The 18,051-nt window shown below is 41.1% G+C and carries 14 protein-coding genes and 1 pseudogene; 10 read left to right on the forward strand and 5 right to left on the reverse strand.

Features of this window, described 5'->3' with window-relative positions; all coding sequences use genetic code 11:
- The 3 genes and pseudogenes from Q0212_RS02380 to Q0212_RS02390 all read right to left on the reverse strand — a co-directional run.
- Positions 1–180, reverse strand: a pseudogene (locus Q0212_RS02380) (SAM-dependent DNA methyltransferase); the annotation flags it as partial.
- 828 nt (positions 181–1,008) lie between these two features.
- Positions 1,009–1,443 (reverse strand): type II toxin-antitoxin system VapC family toxin, encoded by a 435-nt coding sequence (locus tag Q0212_RS02385; RefSeq protein WP_297921654.1) that lies wholly within the window; start codon positions 1,441–1,443, stop codon positions 1,009–1,011.
- Positions 1,431–1,694, reverse strand: coding sequence for an AbrB/MazE/SpoVT family DNA-binding domain-containing protein (locus Q0212_RS02390; protein ID WP_297921657.1), 264 nt, complete (start codon positions 1,692–1,694; stop codon positions 1,431–1,433). Before Q0212_RS02390 ends, Q0212_RS02385 begins: the two co-directional genes overlap by 13 nt.
- 292 nt (positions 1,695–1,986) lie before the next feature.
- On the opposite strand from Q0212_RS02390, the gene Q0212_RS02395 reads away from it, so the two are divergent.
- The 4 genes from Q0212_RS02395 (at position 1,987) to Q0212_RS02410 (ending at position 5,577) form a co-directional block, all read left to right on the forward strand.
- Entirely contained in the window at positions 1,987–2,574 is a 588-nt protein-coding gene (locus Q0212_RS02395; RefSeq protein ID WP_297921660.1) for a recombinase family protein, read from the forward strand.
- Positions 2,574–3,074, forward strand: coding sequence for a hypothetical protein (locus tag Q0212_RS02400; RefSeq protein WP_297921663.1), 501 nt, complete (start codon positions 2,574–2,576; stop codon positions 3,072–3,074). Before Q0212_RS02395 ends, Q0212_RS02400 begins: the two co-directional genes overlap by 1 nt.
- 720 nt (positions 3,075–3,794) lie before the next feature.
- Entirely contained in the window at positions 3,795–5,120 is a 1,326-nt protein-coding gene (locus Q0212_RS02405) for a replication initiation protein (RefSeq protein WP_297921665.1), read from the forward strand.
- 142 nt (positions 5,121–5,262) lie between these two features.
- The gene (locus Q0212_RS02410) at positions 5,263–5,577 is read left to right on the forward strand and encodes a hypothetical protein (RefSeq protein WP_297921667.1); all 315 of its coding nucleotides are present in this window, start codon (positions 5,263–5,265) and stop codon (positions 5,575–5,577) included.
- A 51-nt stretch (positions 5,578–5,628) separates the two neighbouring features.
- Here the strand turns inward: Q0212_RS02410 and Q0212_RS02415 are convergent, their stop codons facing one another.
- Entirely contained in the window at positions 5,629–7,047 is a 1,419-nt protein-coding gene (locus Q0212_RS02415; RefSeq protein WP_297921670.1) for a VirD4-like conjugal transfer protein, CD1115 family, read from the reverse strand.
- Positions 7,048–7,209: 162 nt separating this feature from the next.
- On the opposite strand from Q0212_RS02415, the gene Q0212_RS02420 reads away from it, so the two are divergent.
- The 5 genes from Q0212_RS02420 to Q0212_RS02440 all read left to right on the forward strand — a co-directional run bounded on the left by Q0212_RS02420 (position 7,210) and on the right by Q0212_RS02440 (position 13,644).
- The gene (locus Q0212_RS02420) at positions 7,210–10,182 is read left to right on the forward strand and encodes an SNF2-related protein (protein WP_297921673.1); all 2,973 of its coding nucleotides are present in this window, start codon (positions 7,210–7,212) and stop codon (positions 10,180–10,182) included.
- A 63-nt stretch (positions 10,183–10,245) separates the two neighbouring features.
- On the forward strand, positions 10,246–12,258 hold the full coding sequence (locus Q0212_RS02425) for a site-specific DNA-methyltransferase (protein WP_297921677.1): 2,013 nt from the start codon (positions 10,246–10,248) through the stop codon (positions 12,256–12,258).
- Positions 12,259–12,260: 2 nt separating this feature from the next.
- Positions 12,261–12,791: a zeta toxin family protein gene (locus Q0212_RS02430; protein WP_297921680.1), complete on the forward strand. Its 531-nt coding sequence runs from the start codon at positions 12,261–12,263 to the stop codon at positions 12,789–12,791.
- Positions 12,788–12,997 carry a hypothetical protein gene (locus Q0212_RS02435; protein WP_297921682.1) on the forward strand — a complete coding sequence of 70 codons (210 nt, stop codon included), beginning with the start codon at positions 12,788–12,790 and terminating at the stop codon, positions 12,995–12,997. The genes Q0212_RS02430 and Q0212_RS02435 overlap by 4 nt, the downstream gene beginning before the upstream one ends.
- Before the next feature lie 29 nt (positions 12,998–13,026).
- A complete protein-coding gene (locus Q0212_RS02440) occupies positions 13,027–13,644 on the forward strand; it encodes a DEAD/DEAH box helicase family protein (RefSeq protein WP_297921685.1) in 618 nt (205 codons plus the stop codon).
- A gap of 20 nt (positions 13,645–13,664) precedes the next feature.
- On the opposite strand, the gene Q0212_RS02445 is transcribed toward Q0212_RS02440, so the two are convergent.
- The gene (locus Q0212_RS02445; RefSeq protein WP_297921688.1) at positions 13,665–14,285 is read right to left on the reverse strand and encodes a recombinase family protein; all 621 of its coding nucleotides are present in this window, start codon (positions 14,283–14,285) and stop codon (positions 13,665–13,667) included.
- Between the two features lie 169 nt (positions 14,286–14,454).
- Here Q0212_RS02445 and Q0212_RS02450 point away from each other — a divergent pair, with 169 nt between their 5' ends.
- Positions 14,455–17,517: a Tn3 family transposase gene (locus tag Q0212_RS02450; RefSeq protein WP_297921692.1), complete on the forward strand. Its 3,063-nt coding sequence runs from the start codon at positions 14,455–14,457 to the stop codon at positions 17,515–17,517.
- Positions 17,518–18,051: the final 534 nt, after the last annotated feature.

An 18,051-nucleotide genomic window follows, 5' to 3' on the forward strand; every position in this document is an offset into this window, starting at 1 on the left:
CGGATACCCTTTAATACACCGTAGATATTCTTCCTCCCATGTTTCGTTTTTCACAATGGCATTGTGAAGCGAAATAGCAAACATGGTCACAAAGTCAGTAAAGACCGTGTAGCGGTGTTTACTGGGTGAAATACGGTTAAAAATATCCAAAAAATCTTTATGGGTTGCAATAACTACCATAAATATGCTCCATAAGCGTGTAGAGCTGGTGCAACCAGCGCATACACGCGGGTTACTAGCTCACACAGGCTTATCAAGCGATACGACCCTCCAGTTCTCCCGATGACGCTTGCGTCACAAGGAGAAAAAAAGGGCGTTGAAAAGTGGGAGATTGTTTATATGGATTTTTTATGAAGAGTCAAAAGCAAACCGCCTAATTAAGACGGTTTATATCTTTGTAAGTTATATCTAGCCCAAATAAAGCATTTATCAGTTCGGGGTAAACGTAGAGATCATAGTGTGAACCAAAAGAGGTTATGCCCACCCATGTCTCATATTCGGTGTCAATTACAGGAATGTGTGCGCTACTCAGGCGTTCGTAATCCATCCATCAAAAATTTGGGAAGGCAAGCCATTGGAATACTTCACGGTATTCATCGGTATCACTGTCATAGAGGTCGGTAATGTCATCATAAGAAATGATCCCTTGCTTTATCAGGTGTTCAACAAGTATCGTTTGGTTGATGTGACTCGAAACGTAGTCGTAGTGAAAATGTGTCAGTGGGGTAGTGCGTGTCATAGCGAAAAATTAGGAATAGACATACACCAAACACCACTTCAAAAACCCGTGAATGCAAGGAGGAATCTGCAAGAGCATTCCTTGTATTCACGGGTGAAGTGGTAGTGTGTAAGTGGCTATGACGTTTCGCTATGAACGCACAAACTTATTACGCATTACAAAAGTGTTTTTTATATTACGCTCTCTATATGAAGCTTGATGTGTGGTGATGTAGCATTGAGTATATCCATAAAGATACCCAATTATATCCAATTCACGATCCAATGCGTTTAACTGAGATAAACAGGGCGCAATCCATTGAATCCCTTCATTTTACGGTCGTTAGTCATAAATACATCACAATGCGCTTCTATCGCTGTAGCAATATGAATAGCATCAGGCAAAGCGGTCTTGTGTGCTGCTCGTATAGCTGCTGCTTTATCCAAAACATTCAAGCTAATTGGTGTGAGTGTGACAATTTCTGCATCAGCCAAAAACTCACGGTAAGTAATCGCTACATCAGAACGCCCCAATTGATAGGGGCGGATCAACAATTCAGCAAGTGTTAATTCACTGGTGACAATTTGATAATCGCCATTCATTGCAGCTTCAAACACGGGAAGTATCACGGGGAAAAAAATAGGGTGTTTTTCCAAAAAGTAGATGAAGCAATTCGTATCGAGATAAACTTTTGCAGCTCCTGTAAGTTGGCTTAATGTGTCCATGCGTCTCTATCTTCACGAAGTAATCTTACGCTTTCATCAGGATCAATTGGGTTTATCAAGGATTGTCCAGCCCCTGCAAATTTCATTAGTTTGTTTACACGCTCTTGAGTAACCGAACGAACAGGGCGCAAAAGAATACCGCCCGTTGTTATTTCAACTTCAAGAATATCATTAGGCTCAATACCTGCCTTTATACCAATATCACTTGGAATGGTGATTTGGCGTTTTTCACGAACACGAACAGTGGACATGACAATTGCTACCATAGTAGGAAAGTTATATTAACTGTAGGAAAGTATAACTATAACTGTTATTTCTGCAAGTGTAGGGAGGATGTTTTCATAAAAAGGCGTACCAAAAACGTGGGTTTTTGATACGCCGCTAGACGATACCGAAAAAATGGCTTAAACGTGACTTGAAGTGTCTCAAAAAGCAGTATCAAAAACTATGTATCAAAAATTTCTCTTTTTTAACCTTTTCGCTACAATCAAAAACAGCTCAATCAATGCCCGCACCACTTTTGAAAACTTAGTATAGAAAAATATGAATATCAATGTTGGCTATGCCCGTGTATCAACTGACGAACAACTTCTTGACCTGCAACTAGACGCATTGAAAAAATATGGGTGCGAAAAAATCTATCAAGAACACATTTCAGGGGGAAGGGGACGAAAAGAACGCCCTCAATTAGCCGATTGCCTAAGCAACATTCGTTCAGGTGATACGTTGGTCGTTTGGCGACTTGATCGCTTGGGGCGTAGCCTCAAGGATTTAATCGAAATTGTGGGGGAATTAGACCGTCTTGGTGTCGGTTTAGTGTCATTGCGCGAAAATATAGACACAACCAGTGCAACAGGTCGGTTAATTTTTCACGTTTTCGCGTCACTGGCACAATTCGAGCGAGAATTGATCCAAGAACGCACAAAAGCAGGTGTTGAAGCAGCACGAGCGCGTGGTCGAAAAGGTGGACGACCTCAAAAACTTAACGACCGTGAAAAGGCAATGGTTCGTACCTTAATGGCTGATCCTAAAAATAGTGTTCAGGATATTGCGAAGCAATTTGGCGTGTCTCGCTCCATGTTGTATCGTGTTGTACGGGAAGCACAAACATTAAAGAGTGGGGGAGTGTAATGAGTGATTTTATTGATAAGTTATTAAGTGTATTAGAAAGTGTTTTTATTGCTGTTTTGATTTTAGTTTTTGTTATAAACCCATTTATACCTCCAAAAATTCCTATTCTTAATAACGAAAAATTAAGAGAAGAAATTTATAAAACAAAAACTTGCGAACGTTTTATTTTACTTGATCCTGAAAAATTCGGGCATGAGCTTATTCATCGTTCTATTCGCATAACATCTTATGAAGCAAAGGATACCTTTATGGCAAATATATTGAGTTATATTCTTAATAGAAAAGATACATGGGTATTTAAAGGTGATTTTTATAGCTATGAGTTACCAATTGACACGAAAGGTCAAACAACACCCAAAAAAACCCGCCAAGCAAAAAACGAATTTTATGGTGAAGTCTCGATAGTGGGAACAGAACGAATAGTTACAGTTTTGAAAGTTCTCCAGCCGAACGACTCAGAGAAAAAGTTTAGACCACTTTTTTTTGCTTGCTACCGCTAAACAAGCTGTTTCTTGAAAAGGCTTGTTTTAGCCTCATGGTGATAGTTTTTTCTGCTGGCATACGTTTCCACTGCTTTTGTGTCTAAAGCCTCGTAAAACGCGAATTTACGGGGTTTACGACGGTTTTTTATTATTACTTCGCCTTTCAATTTCTGTTTTAAATAAAAAATAAAAAATAAAACAACAACAAACTTCATTTATATCGCGTATGCGATAACAACAATTGTTTGTTTTTTTAAATGTATTTGTTTTTGTTATTGTTATGGACACCACCGCAGCCCTTACGCAGCAAGGCTTACAAAAACGAAAAGCGAGACTTTGATACCTAAAAGCGAGACTTTGATACCTAAAAGCGAGACTTTGATACCTCGAAAAGCGAGACTTTGATACCTCGAAAAGCGAGACTTTGATACCTAAAAGCGAAAGGTGATACCAGTTCTTCGCTTTTCACCCCAAAAGCGAGACTTTGATACCTCGAAAGGTGATAGTTTGATACCTAAAAGGTGAGACTTTGATACCTAAAGGTGAAAAATTTCATTTGGCTTCACCCCAAAAGCGAGACTTTGATACCTTGAAAATGAAAGGTGAAAGGTGAAAAAACTCTTCACTTTTCACCTAAAAGCGAAAAGCGAAAACTTATTTCGCTTTTCGCTTTTTATCTATATAATCGGATAAAACTTATAATTTATCTGTATGGGTCTAGGGTTGGAGGGTGTCTATATGTCAGGCGATGGATCGATGTTACCAGTGGTTCGTAAATCAAATTTACTAATTGAATCAATATGTAAGGCGACTACGAATGAGAAGCGCGTTGTTATCATGGGTGCGTCTAAGGTGCGTAAAGATGACCCTGTAGGACAAACATATTCTTTTCACTTGTCGGAAATAAAAAAATATTCAGGGGTGCAAAACAAACGCTTTTATAAAGATTTGGCGGAAGCAATTGTTAGTATCAAAAGACGTGACTTATGGCTAAAACAAGAAAGTGGCAGATTTGAATTAACAAATTGGTTTTCTTGGATTGATTACGATGAAAAAACACTGACGCTCAAATTTCGGTTCGATCAGTCGGTACACGAGTTTTTGACGGTGCTTGGTGAAAATTTCACAACTTATTTGGTGTCTAATGCTATTTCGCTGAATAAAGCTCAATATATAACGCTTTTTGAGTTATTAAAATCATATCAATATAAAGGCAATGGAAAAAAATTTTATCGTGAAATAGAGATTGATTATCTTTCAGAAAGATTAAACCTTTCTGAAACAGGTTATGAAAGATTTCAGGATTTAAGACGGTTTATTATTGAACCAGCCGTAAAAGCAATTAACCAATGTACTGATATTTTTATATATAAAGTTGATTATATAAAAACAGGGCGTAAATATACGGCTATTAGCTTTTATTGTGAGCCGAGCGATCAAATAAGAATTGCACTTGATACACAGAGCGAAAAGCCATTGCCACAGGTAGAAGACGAACAAGAAGAAGATGAGAAGCAAATTGACCTTGTAGAATTTATAGATGAGAAAGAAAAAGAACTCGATGCGATTAAAGCGGAGTTGTTAAAACACGGAATCATTACCTCTGTTGCTGAAAAGTTTTTACATGATTTTAGCACTGACCAGATTCAAAAAAACATAGAGTACACGCTAGAGCAAAAAGCAAAAGGCAAGGTTAGTGATTTAGCAAGATATTTACATGATGCAATCACAAACAATTATGCGAAGAGTTGGAAGCCACAAAAAACTGAGCCACAAAAAAAACCTTCTGACGTGTCAAAAAAAGCTGCACAAGAGAAAGACCGCGAAGCAGAACGGTTACTTAATAAAGAACAACAGGAACTTGAGCGGGCGATAGCCTTTTTTGAGAAATTTGATGAGGTGACACAAGTTTCTATTTTGGATGAAGTAGAACAGAAGCTCACCAAAATGGAAAAAGTACGTTTTAGTATTGCAAGAAAAGCGAATATGGCACATAAAGAGCGAACTTATGCTTTTCATTTTAAGCAAGTTTTGACCGAAAAAGGCTTTGAAGTGATTCAATAAGTTATTTACACAGCTATACACACCTTTTAAAATAAAAACCATTGTAAAACAATGGTTTTTATTTGGTTGTACAGAGGTTTACACATAGGTTGTGTACACAGTTTACAGGTGTTGTACACCTGATTTTATGTAGGTGGACAGTATGGATTTTATGATTCCTTTTGGTCATTACTGGCTTATGTGTATGGCTTTGATGGAACAGGGAAATGGGATGACGTACATACTTCTGTCTTCTGCTCTTGGTATGGGTGCTGGTTGGTTTGCTTATAAACCGATTGATGGTCAAGGTGTCGGCGGTGGCTATTTCATTTACTGGTGTTTGTGCTTAATGATCGTATATGTTGCTTTTAATCAAAATGAAAAAGATGTTTATTACTATTTGGTTGTACCCATGATGTTTTTCGGGCTATGTGTTCGATTTGCGTGGGATGTTATTTATAAGGGATCAGTACAATAGAAACGCGCCCGCTATGGCCTTTTTTAGCCCCATAGCAAAGCGTTTTTATTCTCAAATAGGCACATAGCAAACAGCCGATAAGGGGGCAATTTTTTGGGGTCTGTACGCTGTTTGAGTGCGTCTTACAAGGTCATTTTGTTCATAGTACGGCGTGAGTTGTAACTTCATTGGGCGTTTGTTGCCATACAAGTAAATTACTTCATTATCCGCCATTGCGCGAATAGCGGCAGTCGTCATCAAAGGTTCTTTATCCCGTCTAAATTGCCCATTAACAAGAAGCGTTTCAACGCTGACTTCACCCAATGTTTCACGAAGCATTCGTGCGGTATCAGTATCCATACCCGAAAAAAAGATTTGCGAGGCACAACCACCGTTGAGAATGGTATTAGCTCCATGTTTTCCGTAGCGTTCTTCTAGTTGCGAAAGGCTTTGAAGGACGATTGAAAGACTAACGCGCCTTGCGCGGGTCGTGGTAATAATGCTCGAAAAGTGGGGGATACTCAGGTGGGCAAATTCATCAAGTAAGCAATACACGGGCAAACTATTCTTTTTATAAAGGTCATCGTCTAATAAAAAGTGAAATAATTGGGTATAAAAAAGTGACAATAGTGGGGCGTAGTAGCCGATCCTATTTTGCGGGATGGCAAGAAATAGGGCGGTTTTTTCATTGCGTAGCGATGCAAAATCAAAGGTACTTGCCGTTGTGAGGCGGGCAATGTCTCGATCCTGAACCCAAGAAAGGCTTGCCTTTGCTTGGGACAGAATGCCCTGCATGGTTCTATCCGCTTGGCTGATAAATCCCTTAAAAGTGCGAAAAATAGACTCATCAGGCGTGTTCTGAGCAACGAAGTTGATAAGAGGTGTACCGTCTCCAAATTCATTCAGAAGGTACAACAAATTAGGCAAATTGGCGTAACTATCCGCTTGCGGATGGTTTTTGAGGCAAGCAATCAATACACCTAAAATACTTTCGGCTGATTGACTCCAAAATGGATCACCTTTTCCTTGTTGGGCGTTATTTACCAGAATGTGCGCTACTTCTTGCATTGCTGGGTGACTATTGGCGCGGGCAAGTGGATTGTAGCCAATAGAGCGTTCAAGATGAACGGGATCAAGAATGTGTACCTTATAACCCCGTTTTTGTAGGTCGGCGGCGGCTTTTTCTGATAATGCACCCGATGGGTCGGTTGCTACAATGGATGAATTATTGAGACTGAGCAAATTGGGGAGAATATAACTTGAGGTTTTACCCGCGCCCGTTGTTGCAACAATGGCAACATTACGGAATGAAGCATCAGGTGAGAGCTTACGCTTTGCACCGTCCATTACTAGCCCGCCATGCTGAGGCGAAAGTAATTCAGCCATTTCACGATCAGTTAAAAATCTGCCCGCATTTTGTTTACGGTGATTATGTTGGTTTATATAAGTACGCGCTGCATTAAATAAAAGTAATGATTTAAAAAAATTCATACGGGCTACTCACGGAAAAAACGCGATAACAATAGCGGGAAGAATAACAAAAAAAACAAGAAGCGTAACAAGCAAAAAAGAACCTAAAATCACGGGGTTGTCGTTTAGTGAGAAGGTTCATTATGAGCGAATTTTCTATTTGTAAATAATCAAAAATCCCTTATGTTTGCTGTAATAGAAAAAGTCCTATTAAAATCGCTTGATCTTTCGCTGATTCACTTTCTAAAAGATATGCAAGGAGTCGCTTTGACACCGTATCACGCCCAATACTTTGCCTATGAGCTGTCGAAGCGTAGCTCTTCTGACAGTATGCAAAAACTTGCATCAACACTTGTTGATGCTCAGGTTGACCTGAACCCGCACCAAGTCGAAGCGGCATTATTTGCCTTTCGTTCGCCACTATCCAAAGGCGCGATCCTTGCCGACGAAGTTGGCTTGGGAAAAACGATTGAGGCGGGCTTGGTCATTTCGCAAAAATGGGCAGAGCGTAAGCGTAAAATTCTCATCATTACTCCTGCTAATTTACGCAAGCAATGGAGTCAGGAGATGCAAGATAAATTTTTCTTGCCGTCCGTGATCCTTGAGGCAAAAAGTTTTAACGACACCATCAAAACGGGCAACCTGAACCCGTTCGATCAAAAAGATATAATTCTTTGCTCGTACCAATTCGCTAAGTCGAAAGACGTTTATTTGAAGCAAATTAAATGGGATTTGGTGGTGATAGACGAAGCACACCGCTTGCGGAATGTGTACAAGGCGGGCAATAAAATTGCTCGTGCCATTAAAGAGGCTCTTGCCTCTGCGCCAAAAATTTTGCTGACGGCAACGCCGTTGCAAAATAGTTTACTTGAACTCTACGGCTTAGTCAGTGTCATTGATGACTACACCTTTGGTGACTTAAAGAGCTTTAAAGCTATGTACAGCCGTGTCAACTCGGCGGCTGATCCTGAACAGTTTTTGGAACTCAAAGAGCGACTAAAACCGATCTGCAAGCGCACACTACGGCGACAAGTGCTTGAGTATATTCGCTATACCAATCGTGTCGCCCTTGTTGAAGAGTTTTACCCTACTGCCGAAGAACAACGCCTGTATGAGCTGGTATCTGATTACCTACAATCCGAAAATCTCTACGCACTCCCTGCCAGTCAACGATCCCTTATGACGCTGATTTTGCGCCGTTTGCTTGCCTCGTCCACTTACGCCATTTCGGGAACATTGGCGGGCTTGGCGCAAAAACTGGAAGGCATAGTTGAAAATCATCATGCGGCTCAAAATGTGGATACTGCGCTGGGGCTAGAATTACTCGGCATAGCGGATAACTATGAAGGCTACGATGAGCTTGATGATGAATGGGACGGTGACGAAGAGGAAAAGAAAGAAAAGGTCTATACCGAAGCCGATATTGCCAATATGCGCCTTGAAATTGAGTCGCTCAAAGAATTTGCCAGTCTTGCTAAGTCCATACAAAAAAACTCCAAAGGGGAAAAACTTTTTACCGCCTTAGCGAATGGTTTTCAGGAGTTGCACCGTCTAGGGGCGGCAAACAAGGCGATCATCTTTACCGAAAGCAAGCGCACCCAAGAATATATACGCCATTTGCTTGAGTCTCGCGGCTATGCGGGCAAGGTTGTTTTGTTTAATGGAACAAATACCGATGCCCACTCACAAAGCGTGTATCAGGCATGGGTCGCACGTTATAAAGACACCGATAAAGTCACTAATTCACGCTCGGCTGATATGCGGGCGGCTCTGGTCGATTATTTCCGCGAAGAAGCAACGATTATGATTGCAACCGAAGCGGCTGCCGAAGGGATCAACTTACAATTTTGCTCGCTGGTCATTAACTACGATTTGCCTTGGAATCCGCAACGTATTGAACAGCGCATAGGCCGTTGTCACCGTTACGGGCAAAAGTTTGATGTGGTCGTGGTCAACTTTTTGAATAAGGCGAATGCTGCCGATGTGCGCGTCTATGAGCTGCTCAATGATAAGTTTAAGCTCTTTGATGGTGTCTTTGGCGCAAGTGATGAGGTCTTGGGTAGTATTGAAAGTGGCGTTGATTTTGAAAAGCGTATTGCCCGTATTTATCAGGAATGCCGCACCACCGAACAAATAGAACTCGCCTTTAACGAACTCCAAAGCGAACTCGAAGGCAGTATCAGCAACGCTTTGCAAAACACGCGGCAACAACTCCTCGAAAATTTTGATGAAGAAGTCCATGAAAAGCTCAAGGTGAATTTACAGGCGAGTCGTGACTATCTTTCTAAATACGAAAATTGGTTATGGGAATTAACACGGGTGCAATTGGGTGTACACGCTGAATTTACTCACCCTGAACACGGCTTTACACTGCTAAACAATCCCTTTGTACACACGCCAATCCCACTAGGGACGTACAAAATGGGTAAAGAGGTGAATGATGCCCATGTGTATCGTATCAATCACCCGTTGGCACAAAACCTGATTGAGCAAGCAAAAACACAACGTCTTAACTCGTCGCATTTAGCGTTCAACTACTCGCAAAGTCAGAACAAGATTAGTATTTTAGAGCCTTTCGTGGGTCTGTCAGGTTGGCTGATTGCGCGTAGCGTGACGATTTCCAGCTTTGAAACCGAAGATTATGTTTTGCTATCGGGCATAACAACGGGCGGGGTAGTGCTGGATGAAGAAGTGTGTCGGCGTTTATTTTCGCTCAATGCGTCAACACAAGATTTCCATACACTCCCTGAGCAAACCTTGAGCCACTTAGTTAATCTGTTAGATGCTCAAAAAACAGGCATACTAGGGCAAGTTAATACCCGCAATGCCCAATTCTTTGAGTTAGAATTGGAGAAGCTCGATAACTGGGGAGAGGATAAGCGAAGCTCTCTCAAGGTCACGCTCAAGGATTTGGATGAGCAAATTAAGGAACTCAAAAAACAAGCGCGAGTTGCCCCCAATCTGCCCGAAAAGCTCAAGCTCGAAAAAGAGCGAAAAAAGCACGAATCCGAACGTGATAACGCTTGGCGTGAATACGACCATGCGGCAAAAGAAATTGATCGTGCAAAAGACCAACTCATTGATGAAATAGAAGCAAGGCTTGGTCAAGATGTGACTGAACAGCAACTTTTTGTGTTGAGCTGGCAAGTTTTTTAACTGGCTTGACTTTGCATACACTACATTAAACTATCAGTATAAGTCCTTAATTTGGAAAGTAATATGACATTGCCTATTGATCGCGTTGACCTTGAATCGTTGGATATTGCCGACTTGCAACAACAGAAGCTCAAAGAGCTTTTTCCAGAGGTGTTTACCGAAGGCGGCAAGATTGATTTTGATAAACTCAAGCTCACGCTAGGAAAAGCGATTGATACGGGCAAAGAACGCTTTGGTATGAACTGGGCGGGTAAAGCCGATTGCTACAAAACCATCCAGCAACCAAGTGTAGCTACGCTTGTACCTGCGCGTGATGAAAGTATTGATTTTGATACCACCGAAAATCTATTTATTGAGGGCGATAACCTCGAAGTGTTGAAGCTGCTGCAAAAAAGCTATTTGGGCAAGGTGAAGATGATCTATATTGACCCGCCATACAATACAGGTAAAGACTTTATTTATCCTGATAACTACAGTGAAAACTTAGATACTTACCTTGAATACACAGGTCAGATTGACGGTGAGGGGCGAAAGTTTAATTCCAATGTTGATACGGATGGGCGTTTTCATAGCAAATGGATGAACATGATGTACCCCCGTTTGTTTTTGGCTAAGAACCTGCTGCGGGAAGATGGGGTGATTTTTATTTCGATTGATGATAACGAAGTTAAAAATTTACGCTCTTTATGTGATGAAATTTTTGGGGAAGAAAGTTTCATTGGTAATGCAATTTGGAGGTCAAAAGACAATAGCAATAATGACTCAAAGAAATTTTCATGTGATCACAACCATACTTTGGTGTATGGAAAAAGAAACGATTGGCAACCAGCAAAACTTTCAGATGATAGCAAAAGAAGCCATTTTAAGAATCCTGATAATGATCCAAAAGGGGCTTATTTTGATGGTAACCCATTAAATTCGCCAAGTTACAGGGAAAATCTTATATATGACCTTTACTCACCACAAAATTATAAAATATCGCCTCCCAAAAATGGATGGAGATGGTCTAAAGATATTATGGAAGAAAAGATTAAAACTGGCGAAATTCGTTTTACTGAGGATGGTCAATCCATAAGAAGACGTACTTATTTATGCGAAATGGAAGGATTACCACCATCTTCGTTGTGGATTGACCTTGATAAAACTGGTCACAACAGACAAGCTAAATATGAGTTATTGAATTTAATACCAGAGGATGTATTTCAAACTCCGAAGCCAATAAAGTTATTAAAATATATAGCTCAATTATCAGACACTCAAGATGAAGATATTATCTTAGATTTTTTTGCTGGTTCAGCAACAACAGCTCACGCTGTCATGGATTTAAACAAAGAAGATGGCATTAAACGTAGGTTTATTTGTGTTCAATTACCCGAACTAACCGATGAAAAAAGCGAAGCCTACAAAGTTGGTTATAAGACCATTGCCGAAATAAGCAAGGAACGTATTCGTCGTGCGGCTGCCAAAATCAAAGAAGAAATTGAGCAGTCTATTGCGACTGAAAAGCGAAAACTCATATCTTATCAAAGTGAATTACAGAAATTTAGTGATGATTTATTATATACACTGGACAGAAAGCAAGAACATCAAGACGCTGAGGACAAAGTTCACGCACAGGTTAAATTGATTGAGGAAAAACAGCTTTTACTGGAAAAAATTGATTTGGGCTTTCGCGTTTTCAAACTGCAAAAATCCAACTTTAAGGTATGGGATGCTAATACTGAAAAAGATGCCGATGCCATTCAACAAGCTCTTGAGCTGCACATTGACCATATTGACCCACAAGCCGAACAAGAAGCTATTTTGTTTGAGCTGCTCTTAAAATCAGGCTTTGAACTCACCACACCGATTGAAAATCTCACCTTAGCGGGTAAAACAGTATTTAGTATCGCCGAAGGTGCGTTGCTGATTTGTCTTGATAAAACCCTTACGAGTGAAGTCATTAAGGCAATGGCAGAACTCAACCCGTCACGGGTGATTTGCTTGGACGAAGGCTTTCAAGACAACGACCAACTCAAAACAAATGCCGTTTTGATAATGAAAAGTAAAGGCGTAAATGATTTTAGAACGGTATAACTATGAATTCTTCTGTAGAACCGCCTAAAATTATCATTATTGCAGGGGCAAACGGTGCAGGTAAAACGACCTTTGCCAAAGAGTTTTTGCCTCACGAAGCCCATTGCCCTACATTTATCAATGCCGACCTGATTGCGGCAGGTTTAGCCCCATTTGCACCCGAAACAGCCGCAATACAAGCAGGGCGAATCATGTTAGAAATGATAGATAACATGGTGCAACACCGTAAAAGTTTTGCCATTGAAACGACCTTGAGCGGCAAGGGCTACGCCAGCAAAATACCGCAGTGGCAAGCACTGGGCTATCAAGTTAAATTGATTTTTTTGCAACTGCCCAACGAAGAAACAGCCATGAAACGGGTGGCTAATCGTGTCGCGCATGGTGGCCACAACATTCCATCCGATGTCATCAGGCGGCGATTTGCGGCAGGGATAAAAAATTTTCACCACCTGTATAAACCACTGGTTGATGTTTGGCTGCATTTTGATAGTGCTGATACCGCACCACAACTGATTGACTGGAGCGAAAAATGAACCTGAAACCGATTGATATGGCAAAAGATAGCGATGCGCGTTATGCCGTTGCTGCCATGCAACGTGCAGCACAAGCCGCTTGTCACTTGGCAAAGCAAACTCACACTAAGCTGATAGTGGTCAGAGAAGGGCAATTATTAGAAATACCATCAGAGGATATTACGCTCGATGACTTTGCCCCGTTTAAACCTATTGTTAGTCAGTAAATAGCGTTTATTCACAAATTGTTCAGACAGTGACTGAACAATTTGCGGACAGCGACCGCAAAATCGTTAGCACTTCAAATTATTCAGCAAGAACACATAAAGTAAGAATTATGAAAATTCAATTTGATGGAAAACAAGCCTACCAACAAGAAGCCGTTGCCGCGTTTACAGACCTTTTTGAAGGGCAACCGCTCAATCAGGGCGATTATTCCGTCACGATCAATGCCGTGAATGAGTCGGCTCAAAATAATTTAAGTCTGTTTGCTGTTGAGCTGGGGGCAATCGGCAATAACATTGCCTTGCACCAAGACACCATCTATCAAAACCTTGTTGCCATTCAGGAAAAAAACAACCTTGAGCTTATTGAACGTGAAGAGTTTGATAAAAACGGCTTGAATTTTTCGGTAGAAATGGAAACGGGTACAGGTAAAACGTATGTTTACCTGCGTACCATCTTTGAACTCAGTCAAAAATACGGCTTTAAGAAGTTTGTCATTGTTGTGCCAAGCGTGGCGATCCGCGAAGGAACGATTAAAAACCTAGAGATTACCGCGCAACACTTCAAAGACTTGTACAACTACATCGAATTTGAGCATTTTGTTTACGGCAGTAAAAAGGGTGAATTTAAACAAACGGCAGAAAAGTAGCGTAGGATTTTAGCGATAAATTATGCCATTGTGGGCTTTTCCTTTTTCAAGCCATGCTTTTTAAGCCAGTGATGTAAATTGGCCTCCGTTGTGTGATAACGCCTTGCAATAAACTTTTGAGTTGCCCCATTTGCCAGCAAACTTTCAATTTCTGGCCTAAAAACATCTAACTTACTTTTACCGATACCTTTAGGGCGACCTAATGTCATCCCTTGTGCCTTTTTGAACCTTAATGCCTCTATCGTTCTTTTAGAAATTAAATCACGCTCAATCTCGGCCGCCATCGAAAACACTAAGGCAATAATCTTACTCTGAATGCTATCGTCTAGTTGCCAATCCCCTTTAACGGAATACACCCGAATATGTTTTTGTGTGGCCAAAGCCAGTATTTCCATACACTCCAACATACTTCGGCCTAAGCGTGACAGTTCAGCCACAATCATCACATCACCTGCCTGTAACTGCTCAAGGATGTTTGCAATATGACGCTCTCGCCAAGGCTTACGCCCTGAAGCAACTTCTTCAACGAAATTAACCTGACCCAAATCATGATGGTTAGCAAAAAATAAAATATCGGCCTTATTTTTTTCAAGGTCTTGGTCTGCGGTTGAGACTCGCAGATAAGCGATTGTTTTTCTCATGCCATTGCCTGCTATTTCATAAAAACCAGAATATGCGACTTATTTTATTGTTTTCGATATTTCAATATCAATGAGTTATGCTAAATATAAATTATTGTATAAATGTTCGTTTTTACAATAATAAAATGCTGTTTTTATGTCGTTTCCTGTTCTATTGAGAGTGCGTTTGATGCCAAGAATGAAAATATTCAACACACTGGAGCAGGCGACTTTTGACACGCCTCCTGCCTTTAACAGTGCTGAGCGTAAGCAGTTTTTTGCTTTACCCTTAATGCTTCAAGATGCCATGGCTGGCCTACGCACACCCACCAACAAAGTCTGCTTTTTAGCCGCTGTTGGCTACTTTAAGGCACGACGAAAATTCTTTGCACGCAACGTTAACTCAGCCGATATTGATTATATTGCCCGTCAACTTAATTTAAGCATCGCTGATGTCGATGTCACAAGCTACACTAAATTTGCTTGCATCCATCATCAACGTATTATCTTAGATTACTTTGGATGTCGCCCGTTTGATGCGACAACTATGGCTTTTGCTAAATCAGAAATAGCCATGTTAGCTCCCGTTCAATATCAACCTAAACAAATACTTATTGAAATTATTCAAATACTTAGCCGTGAGAAGATTGAGGTACCCAGTTACAACGTACTGGCAGACCTCATCATTACTGCCATTAGTCAACATAAACATACGTTAAGTAACATCATTCACCACGGACTCAATGAAACACAACGAAGCAAGTTGGATGCCCTCTTAGAGAAAGAAAATGACAACACAACAACTGAAGGCTGGCATTATCGCCTTACGTTACTAAAACGCCCCTCTCAATCGACATCACCTACCAAAATCAAAACGAATCTCGCGGACTTAGAGACATTACAAACGCTCTATTTGGACTTAAAACCTGTGATTTCACAGCTTAATTTAAGTTATGAATTTACCAAATATTATGCTTACTCTGTGATTAAATCGCAGATTCCCCAAGTATCACGCCGTGCTGCTGACGATCGGCTTTTACACCTGATCGCCTTTGTTGCGTATCAGACGTTTAAACTCAATGATACATTGATCGATACCTTGTTAAATGCAGTACAGGCAACGGCCAATAGCGCAGAGAAGGCCCAAAAGAACGCGTATTTTCAGGCGCGAGAACAACGCAGCCAATCCCTTTCGATACTAACCGATAAATTAGGCCACACGATTCGTGAAACCTTGTCCTCAATTAAAAATATCGTGGCTAATGCCGACCTGAGTGATAGTCAAAAAGTTGCGTTGATTGATTCGGCCTTGAGTACGGATAGTGTCAATGGGACGATCGAAACACAATTAGATGACTTTAAACGGCAAACGACGACCCTTTATCAAGGGCAGGATTATTTATCCTCACTGGAGGAACAGTCGCTTAAACTTCAGCACCGTGTTGCCGATATCGTTCGCAAAACACAATTTTCACCCAACTGTAGCCTACCTGCTTTGTGGGAAGCACTGGTGTATTATCAGCGACGCGAAGGCCATATTGATAAAAATGCCCCCATCGACTTTCTGTCCGTGGAGCAACGCACGGCTCTCGCTGCGCCAGAAGGCAAGTTTCGAGTTTCACTCTACAAAGCCTTGCTGTATATCAGTGTTGCTGATGCCATTAAATCAGGTGAGCTAAATCTAGTCCACTCTGAAAAATACCGTGCTTTCGATGAATACCTAATCCCCAAAGCGGATTGGCATAACCACCGTGCAACCTATTTGCATCGAGCGCAACTAGAGGAATTTGCTGACTGTAAAGCCACACTCCGTCAACTAGAACAAGCGGTTGACGAGGGTTATCGTGAAATAAATCAAGGTCTTAGTTCAGACCAAAAGACCTATCTGACCCTACGAAAAGATGGCTCTTTTCATATCAGTACCCCTAAAAAAGTTGAAGTGGAATGTGCGTCATTGGGAACTTTTTTCCCCGAACGAAAATATATCTCCATGCTAGAAATGCTGGCGACTGTGGACAATGCAACCGATTTTCTGGATGAGTTTGAGCATTGGCAGGTCAAATACCAACGTGCGAAGCCGAGCAAAAAGCTATTTATGGCAGGCGTGATTGGCTTTGGTTGTGATATTGGGCATCGTAAACTGGCACAAACCTCTAAGCAAATTGATGAAGGCGACTTAGATAACGTCGTTAACTGGTATTTTTCACTGCAAAACGTACAAAATGCGAATGACCGTATCCTGCGACTGCTCGATAAAATGAATCTACCCAATATTTACAGGCAAGAGTCAGATGTATTACACACGTCCAGTGATGGGCAAAAATTTGAAGTCGCCGTTGATTCGTTGAATTCGAATTATTCATTCAAATATTTAGGAAAAGACAAGGGAGTTAGTGTTGTCACATTTATTGATATGCGTGATTTAATGTGGCATTCCGCCGTTATAAGCTCCTCTGAACGTGAGGCAGCCTATGTCATCGATGGCCTGATGCACAATGATGTGATTCAAAGTGATATTCACTCAACCGATACCCATGGCTACTCAGAGGTTATCTTTTCATCAACCTTTTTCCTGCATGTCGGCTTTGCACCGCGTATTAAGAACGTAGGTCGTCAGCAGTTGTATGCATTTAAAAAGCGTCAGTATTATCAAGACTTAAACTATACCTTATTGCCTGACAACACGATTCGTGAGGGTTTAATTGAGCCGCAGTGGGATGAAATGCTGCGTTTTGCAGCCACTATTCGGCTAAAAATGACGACAGCCTCCCAGTTATTTAAGCGGTTAAATTCGTACTCTAGACAACATCCCTTATACCGTGCGTTAAAAGAGTTTGGCAAAATACCCAAAACACTGTTCATTTTACAATACTGCGATGACCTACCATTAAGGCAAGCCATTGAAAAGCAGCTTAACAAGGGTGAAGGTTCAAATAAATTCTCTAGAGCTATTTCCTTTGGACACAATCAGGAATTTACTTATGGCGAAAAAGAAGACCAAGAAATTGCTGAGGGATGTCGTCGTTTAATCAAAAATGCCATTATTTGTTGGAATTATCTATATCTTGCACGCGCATTAGCGGATGAAAAAGATGGGGAGCGTCGAGCCGCGTTAATTGAGGCTATTCGCAACGGTTCGGTCACGACATGGAAGCATTTTAACTTGCACGGGGAGTTTGATTTCTCTGACGAGCGAATGATCGACTCTATGGGGCTAACACCTCCCAGAAATATCAGCATTAAACGAGAGTGAAAATGGGAGGTCGAAAATCGATGCTAAGCCTTGGGGTTGTTGGCTTTGCGTAAAATCCTACGCTACTTTTCTGCCGTTTGTTTAAATGCACCCATAGTAGTATGGGAAAAATATCAAAGACGTTGGTAGATGGCTCATGTTTGTCCAAGCACAACCCTCAACTCAAAAGCCCTACACTGGCGGTACTGTTGTAAACGGGTTGTTAAGCTGAATTTATCATGGTGTTGATAGGGCTGATAAATATCTAATCCTTGATCTAGTTCGACTTTCCAACCTGTATTTGTTTGCACAAAATACTCAGTGATGTCTGTCGATGGTATAAATTGCCATGTCAGGTGGATGCCTACATCTAAGCAAGCCTTGGCGATATTTCGTAAATCAAGTTCTTGCTCTTCCATCAAAAAATCGGTACTTGTAATGAGCTGGACATTGCTTTGCTGAGACGGTGGTTTGGCATTGGCAATCGTGGTTAATAATTCCAGTAGATCGGAAGAGCACACGTCTGAACTCCAGTCACGCCAATGTATCTCGTAT

The organism is uncultured Agitococcus sp., assembly GCF_937920075.1.
In the GTDB taxonomy this organism is placed as follows: domain Bacteria; phylum Pseudomonadota; class Gammaproteobacteria; order Pseudomonadales; family Moraxellaceae; genus Agitococcus.

Excerpts from the sequence above, each read along its gene's own strand:
- Q0212_RS02385 (WP_297921654.1), bottom strand. The coding sequence starts at position 1,443 with ATGGACACATTAAGCCAACTTACAGGAGCTGCAAAAGTTTATCTCGAT.
- Q0212_RS02390 (WP_297921657.1), bottom strand. The coding sequence starts at position 1,694 with ATGTCCACTGTTCGTGTTCGTGAAAAACGCCAAATCACCATTCCAAGT.
- Q0212_RS02395 (WP_297921660.1), top strand. The coding sequence starts at position 1,987 with ATGAATATCAATGTTGGCTATGCCCGTGTATCAACTGACGAACAACTT.
- Q0212_RS02400 (WP_297921663.1), top strand. The coding sequence starts at position 2,574 with ATGAGTGATTTTATTGATAAGTTATTAAGTGTATTAGAAAGTGTTTTT.
- Q0212_RS02405 (WP_297921665.1), top strand. The coding sequence starts at position 3,795 with ATGTCAGGCGATGGATCGATGTTACCAGTGGTTCGTAAATCAAATTTA.
- Q0212_RS02410 (WP_297921667.1), top strand. The coding sequence starts at position 5,263 with ATGGATTTTATGATTCCTTTTGGTCATTACTGGCTTATGTGTATGGCT.
- Q0212_RS02415 (WP_297921670.1), bottom strand. The coding sequence starts at position 7,047 with ATGAATTTTTTTAAATCATTACTTTTATTTAATGCAGCGCGTACTTAT.
- Q0212_RS02420 (WP_297921673.1), top strand. The coding sequence starts at position 7,210 with ATGTTTGCTGTAATAGAAAAAGTCCTATTAAAATCGCTTGATCTTTCG.
- Q0212_RS02425 (WP_297921677.1), top strand. The coding sequence starts at position 10,246 with ATGACATTGCCTATTGATCGCGTTGACCTTGAATCGTTGGATATTGCC.
- Q0212_RS02430 (WP_297921680.1), top strand. The coding sequence starts at position 12,261 with ATGAATTCTTCTGTAGAACCGCCTAAAATTATCATTATTGCAGGGGCA.
- Q0212_RS02435 (WP_297921682.1), top strand. The coding sequence starts at position 12,788 with ATGAACCTGAAACCGATTGATATGGCAAAAGATAGCGATGCGCGTTAT.
- Q0212_RS02445 (WP_297921688.1), bottom strand. The coding sequence starts at position 14,285 with ATGAGAAAAACAATCGCTTATCTGCGAGTCTCAACCGCAGACCAAGAC.
- Q0212_RS02450 (WP_297921692.1), top strand. The coding sequence starts at position 14,455 with ATGCCAAGAATGAAAATATTCAACACACTGGAGCAGGCGACTTTTGAC.